A 437-nucleotide genomic window follows, 5' to 3' on the forward strand; every position below is an offset into this window, starting at 1 on the left:
TCGAGATAAGGCTCAAGCTGGAGAATGGCGGCGGCTTTATCGATGCGTAAGGCGATTTCGGCCTTCGGCGTACCAATATTGCGCAGGCCGAAGGCCATGTTCTCGCGGGCCGTCATATGGGGGTACAGCGCGTAGTTCTGGAAGACCATCGCGATATCGCGATCCTTCGGCTGTAGATTGTTCACGACCCGGCCGTCAATGCTGATTTGCGCGGCGGTGATATCCTCGAGCCCGGCAATCATGCGCAGCAATGTCGACTTGCCGCAGCCGGAGGGGCCGACGAGAATGGTAAATTCACCGTCGGCGATCTCGACGTCGACACCATGAATGATGTCGACCGTGCCGAAGGATTTCTTGACGTTTCTGATGCTCAAGCCAGACATTTAGTACCCCTTGTCATCTTCTAGCGCTTCCTGCGCACGCGCAGCGCCTGGTAC

General features: G+C 57.2%; 1 protein-coding gene. It reads right to left on the bottom strand.

Going from position 1 to position 437, the window contains the following annotated elements; all coding sequences use genetic code 11:
- A partial coding sequence (locus FMM79_RS16305) for an ABC transporter ATP-binding protein (RefSeq protein WP_148628510.1) occupies positions 1-383 on the bottom strand: 383 nt, incomplete at its 3' end.
- Positions 384-437 lie beyond the last annotated feature (54 nt).

It is taken from the genome of Novosphingobium sp. BW1 (assembly GCF_008107685.1).
GTDB lineage: Bacteria > Pseudomonadota > Alphaproteobacteria > Sphingomonadales > Sphingomonadaceae > Novosphingobium.